Origin of the sequence: Lutibacter holmesii, from assembly GCF_042679665.1 — a bacterium.
Lineage (GTDB): Bacteria > Bacteroidota > Bacteroidia > Flavobacteriales > Flavobacteriaceae > Lutibacter > Lutibacter holmesii.
In genome coordinates this window covers 1-5,727 of the sequence record NZ_JBHTMV010000007.1, presented here as the reverse complement: position 1 = coordinate 5,727, position 5,727 = coordinate 1, and the positions used below count along the sequence as shown (strand labels likewise).

The 5,727-nt window shown below is 33.6% G+C and carries 2 protein-coding genes; both read left to right on the top strand.

All coding sequences use genetic code 11. From position 1 onward, the window contains the following. Positions 1 to 5,250: Ig-like domain-containing protein (locus ACFQ5N_RS12500; protein ID WP_386809939.1), on the top strand; the 5,250-nt coding region annotated here is incomplete at its 5' end. A gap of 136 nt (positions 5,251 to 5,386) precedes the next feature. Further along, a partial coding sequence (locus ACFQ5N_RS12495; protein ID WP_386809938.1) for a type IX secretion system membrane protein PorP/SprF occupies positions 5,387 to 5,727 on the top strand: 341 nt, incomplete at its 3' end.

The window sequence follows — 5,727 nt, the reverse complement described above, 5'->3', positions numbered from 1 at the left end:
GTAGGAGATACATCAGATACAGCAACAGGAACCATCTTAGATGATGATGTTCCAATGGTTGATAGTACTTTAATAACTGTAACAGAAGAAAGTGAAAATACTCCATTAGGTTTAACAGCACCAACAGGTATTGATTTAACAGATGTATCTAGCATAATTATTGAAGTTACTGGTTTACCTACTTTAGGTAGTGTAACGTTGGCTGATGGTAGTATTGTAAGTAATGGAGATTTGTTATCTATTGCGCAGTTAACAAGTTTAGAGTATGATGCTCCGGTTGATTATACATTAGGTGAGGTTGTTGGTGAATTTATGTACACTTTAAATAATGGTATAAGTTCTCCAGTTACTGGAAAAACAACAATAAATGTAATTCCTGTAAACGATGCGCCAATCGCGGTTGATGATACGTATATGGTAGATGAAGATGGAACAGTTGTATTGATGCCATTAATGGGAGATACTGATATTGAAGGTCCTGTAAATTTAGTTTCTATCAACGGAGTAGAATTAACAGGAGGTATTCAAACTATTACAGTACCAAATGGTATTGTTGAAATTGATGGCTCTGGAGTGATTACATTTATTCCAGAAACTGATTATAATGGTTTGGTTAATTTCCCTTATGTTATTGAAGATTCAGAAGGTGTAGAAGCTTCTGCAATTCAAGAAATTACAGTAAACGAAATCAATGATGCGCCGGTAGCAGTAGATGATACGTATTCGGTAAATGAAGGTGAATCAGTTGTATTACTACCATTAACTGGTGATAGTGATATTGAAGGGCCTGTGAGTTTGGTTTCTATCAATGGAGAAAATGTATTAGGGACAACTCAAACTATTACTGTGCCAAATGGAACAGTTTCAATTAATAGTGTTGGTGAAATTACATTTACGCCTAATACAAATTATTTTGGTAATGTAACATTCCCTTATGAAATTGAAGATGAAGATGGAGTTTTAGCTTCTGCCAATGAAATTATTACTGTGAATGCAGTAATCAATGCTGAAGATGATGTTGTAAGTGATGTTGATGGAATAAATGGAGGTACAGCTATTATAAATGTGTTTGATAATGATACTTTTGAAAACAACACTGTAAATCCAAATGATGTTACATTAACAATTGTTGATGCAGATCCTTCAGGCTATATTACCTTGAATCCTGATGGTTCAGTTGATATGTTAGATGGAACTCCAGAAGGAACATACAGTATAACATATAGTATTTGTGAAAATTCAAATATGAGTAATTGTGACACAGCTATTGTTACAGTGAACGTGGTTTGTAATTCTACTAAGATATCGGGTGTTGTAATGAATGTTGGTAATAACACACCACTTGCAAATGTACCGGTAACTTTAATTCCAAATAAAGGAACTACAGGCGCTACATTATTAATGTTAACCGATGCGAATGGATATTATAATTTTACCGGATTTATTCCAGGAGATTATATTATTCAAGTACAAGATGCGAATTTAAATACAGCTCATAATTTGTATAATGTAGATGCTAGTTTAAGTTTCTTATACATTGATAATTGTGATTATGTAGAGAATAACTTTACATATGATACAACAGACCTTCCTGTTCTTGGTAATTTTGTTTGGTACGATTTAAATAACAATGGTATTCAAGATGAATGGTTTGATGCAAATAATGATGGTGTAGTTACTCAAAATATTCCTGATGAAAATGGTGTAGTTGATTATAGTGCTTGGGAATGGATTGACTTTAACGGTGATGGTAGTTATGAAGGTGCTAATAATGAAGGTGAGTTAAATGCAGCAGGTTTTAGTAATACTGATAATACGATACCTAATGTTTATGTAACAGGACCAAATGGTTTTGCTAAAGAAATAATTGTTGGTATCCAAGGGTATTGGCGTACAAGAGGAGAATCAAATGGATGGGGTACTTATGATGTTACATTTGATTATGAAGCTGGAATTGAAGCAGCCGCTAATTTAGTAAGAGAAAGAGGATTGGTGAAAGTATTACCTAATGCAGTAGGAGCTAAATCTGCGAAAACTGCTAAATCACAAACTTATACGGTTTGCGGTGTAACAAATGAAGGTAACAAATCAACTCAGTTAACAGCTACTAATTCAGTTGATAACACTTTAGATTTTGGTATTATTTGCGAGGTGTTTAATTCAGCTCCAATTGCAAATACTGATGAAATTACTGCAAATGAAGACGCAACAATTACATTGAATGTTACTAGTAATGATACTGATAGTGATGGTACTATTGATGTAGCAACTGTTGATTTAGATCCTTCAACTCCAGGAATTCAAACAACTTGGACAGTTGAAAATGAAGGAACATATACAGTAGATCAACTAGGTGTTGTAACGTTTGTTCCGGTAGCAGATTTCAATGGAGTTGCAACTCCAGTTGAATATACAGTAAATGACAATGAAGGATTGACTTCTGAAATTGCTACAATTACTGTAACTGTTAACCCTGTAAATGATGATCCAGTGGCTGTTGATGATTTTGCAACAACAAATGAAGATGTACCAGTAATAATTGCAGTATTAGATAATGATTTAGATAGTGATGGTGATGTACTTACGGTAACAGAAGCTATTTCAACAGATGGAACAGTTATAATAAATACAGATGGTACTATTACATTTACTCCAAATCCTGATTTTGTAGGTGAAGCTGTTGTAACGTATACTATTACAGATGAAAATGGGGCAACAGATGTTGCTATTGTAACCATTGCTGTTGAAGAAGATAGAGATATCACAATAACAACAGAAGAAGTTTGTATAGATGATGCGCCGTATGTAATTTATGATATTACACCTGTAGGTTTTGTACCTTCAGAAGGAGCAACAATTATTTGGAGAAAAATGGATGGAACAATTGTTTCAGAATTAAACAATCAAAGTTTAAGTGGTCAATTATTATGGCCAGGAGCAGTTGTAGATTCTAATGGCGTTTGTATTGCTTGGCCAGGATGGGAATTTGTAAATGGAACTTGGGTTGAAATTAACGATGGACTAAGACCAGAAATGGAATTAGTGATTTCTTTAAACCCAGAATCAACAGTAGTTGTTTACTATCCGGCAGCAACATCTGATTGTTCTCCTAATCCAAACAATGCACCAGTTTTAGGTGATGATGTAGCAGAAGCGGTTGAAAACCTTCCTGTTTCAGGTAATTTATTACCAAATGACAGTGATTTAGATGGAGATGAGTTAGTATTAAATACAACACCAGTAACACCACCAACAAATGGTACTGTAGTAATTAATCCTGATGGATCATATACTTATACACCAAACGCTGATTTTGTTGGTACAGATAGTTTTGTATATGAAGTTTGTGATAATGCTACAACTCCAGCTTGTACAACAGCAACGGTAACAATTACAGTGTTAGGTGATAATGATGGTGATGGTCTTGCTGATGTTGATGATATTGATGATGATAACGATGGAAATCCAGATGTTACTGATCCTAACGTTACAGATCCAATTGCAGTAGATGATGTTGCTACAATTTTATTTAATGAAATTGGAGTAATTGACATATTGTTAAATGATGATTATTTATCTAGTGCTAATACAACTTTAACACAAATTGGAGGTAATGCAATTGGAGTAGCAACATTTGATCCTATGACAGGAGAAATGACGTATACACCAGATCCTTCAGAAGCAGGAAAAACAGTAGAAGTTGAATACGAAGTTTGTTATGTTATAACAACAGGTGATTCAGCACCTGGATCTTGTGAATCTGCTAAAGTAAGTATTACAATTCCAGAAGCAGCTGACTTAGTATTAGAGAAAGTTGTAAATAATACGTTACCTGTATTAGGTGAAGATGTAGTATTTACAATTACATTAGCAAATAATGGTCCTAGTGATGCTACAGGTGTTCAAATTTTAGATAAATTACCTTTAGGATATACCTATGTAAGTCATACTACTTCTGTTGGAAGTTTTGATAATTCATCAGGATATTGGATTATTGATACAGTTTTAAATGGTGCAACTGAAACCTTAGTTGTTACAGCAACTGTAAACTCGGTGAATGATTATTTAAATACTGCTGAAGTAATTGCTGCTGATCAAGTAGATCCAACTTCAGTACCAGGGAATAAAAACCCTTCTGAAGATGATCAAGCTGAAGCAGGTATTTCTGTAGTAGGTTCAATTGACTTAAGTTTAACAAAAACAGTTGTTGATGGAGATGTAGTACTTGGAGCAGGAACATTAAAAACGTTTGAAATTAGAGTTTTAAATGATGGGCCATCAATTGCAACAGGTGTTCAAGTGGTAGATTTATTACCTTCAGGTTATGACTATGTTGGGTATAATTCAACAATTGGAACTTATGATCCTAATTCAGGATTATGGAACCTTGGATTTATTGAGCCAGGAAACACAGCTGTATTAATGCTTGATGTTAATGTATTAGCAGAAGGAGAATATAACAACTGCGCTCAAATTACAGCAGCAAATGAAGCTGATGTAGATTCTGTTCCAAACAATGATGATGCAACTGAAGATGACTTTGATTGTGCTGAAATTGTATTGTTACAAGAATTAGATTTAAGTATTGAAAAAACAGTTGTTGATAATAATTTTGAACCAAGAATTAATGACGAAGTTACATTTGAAATTAGATTAACAAATAATGGAGTTATTAATGCAACAAGTGTTCAAGTTGAAGATGTATTACCAACAGGTTATAGCTTTATAACTTATAGTTCTACAACAGGAACTTATGATGAAGAAACTGGATTATGGAATGTGATTGAAGTTGAACCAGGAAAAACAGAAGTTCTTTTAGTAGCTACTGTTGTGAATGAAATTGGAGATTATTTAAATTGTGCAACTATTACAAACATTGACCAAATTGATACAGATTCAACAAATGATTCTAGTTGTATTGAATTAGATCCACTTCCTGAGATTGTTTTAAACATTCCAGAAGCATTTACACCAAACGGTGATGGTATAAATGATGTGTTTGAGTTAGAGTATTTAGAAGTAATATATCCTAATTTCAAAATGGAAATTGTAAATCGTTGGGGTAATAAAGTGTACGATTACCAACATAATGGAAATGCAGAAACTGCACCAATGTGGTGGGACGGATATTCTGATGGTCGTTGGAATGTTGGAACAGGAGAGTTACCTGTAGGAACATATTTCTACACCATTTACTTTAACAACAACGAGAGAGAACCATTAACAGGATGGGTTTATTTAAGAAGATAATATCAATAATATTTTAAGGGAGTAAACAATTACTCCCTTTAATTAAATTTTTAAGCAGATTTTATGAAGAAAATAAAATTACTTTTAGCGGTTTTCACATTACTAACTTCAACAGTAGNTTGGTAAGGCTACAGGATTGGGATTATCAATTATTCATGATGAGATTGGACCAGTTCAGGAGAATAATATTTATGCAGATTTCTCTTATACTATTTTCACTGGAGAAGAAGGTCGTTTAGCGTTTGGATTAAAAGCAGGAGTTACTTTATTAGATATAGGATATTTAGATACGGTTGATCCGGACCCTTTAAATGAGCCGGTAAATCAAGCTTCACCAAACTTTGGAGCCGGTGTTTATTATTATACCAATAAGTTTTATTTAGGACTTTCAGCACCAAACTTTTTAGAGACCCGTCATTTAGAAAGCGGTAATGGTTATGTAAGTACAGCTTCAGAGAAAATGCACTATTTTTTAAC